The organism is Staphylococcus sp. HMSC62B09 (genome assembly GCF_001839115.1).
GTDB classification, from domain to species: domain Bacteria; phylum Bacillota; class Bacilli; order Staphylococcales; family Staphylococcaceae; genus Staphylococcus; species Staphylococcus haemolyticus.
This window is the reverse complement of the sequence record NZ_KV840113.1, coordinates 1-618: the sequence shown is the minus strand read 5'-3', so window position 1 is coordinate 618 and position 618 is coordinate 1. Positions and strand designations below refer to the sequence as shown.

The following is a 618-nucleotide window of genomic DNA, read 5'->3' as shown; positions in this document are numbered from 1 at the left end:
GGGCGTCCTTTATACACACCTTTTTCTTTCGCAACTTGAATACCTTGTGCTTGTCTACGTTTACTTTCATTTCGTTCTTGTTCTGAAACCATTGCTAAGATTTGAACGATTAAATCTTTCATAAATTTATCTAATAGTGGATTACCAATCACTTCATTCATCATAGGTAAACTAGTAATCATCAATTGAACTTCTTTATCCTTTAAATAATTAACTGTGTTAATCACTTCATCATAATTACGACCTAAGCGATCAATCGATTCTACTACAAATCTATCGCCCATTCTCACAAAGTTAAGTGCTTCTTGAAATACGGGTCTATTTTCTACTGACTTTCCCGATTGTTTCTCTGTAAATATTTTCTCTACGCCAAATGTTTTCAAATTATCTAGCTGTCTCTCTAAATTCTGATCTACCGAAGATACTCTTGCATAACCTATAATCATTCATTTTCACTCCACAATTAATATACACCCTAATCATACGTTTAAGTTATTATAAATTCAATAACTCTCTTTGTATGATTAGGGTGTAATCCTGTCTGATTCTTAGCTTTCTTAAAATTTAGTAATATTTTTATTTCCCTTTATTTTCTTGGTTATTTAACTTATTGAGATA

The 618-nt window shown here is 30.7% G+C and carries 1 protein-coding gene; it reads right to left on the bottom strand.

Going from position 1 to position 618, the window contains the following annotated elements:
• Positions 1-446: recombinase family protein (locus HMPREF3265_RS02725; RefSeq protein WP_070860981.1), on the bottom strand; the 446-nt coding region annotated here is incomplete at its 3' end.
• Positions 447-618 lie beyond the last annotated feature (172 nt).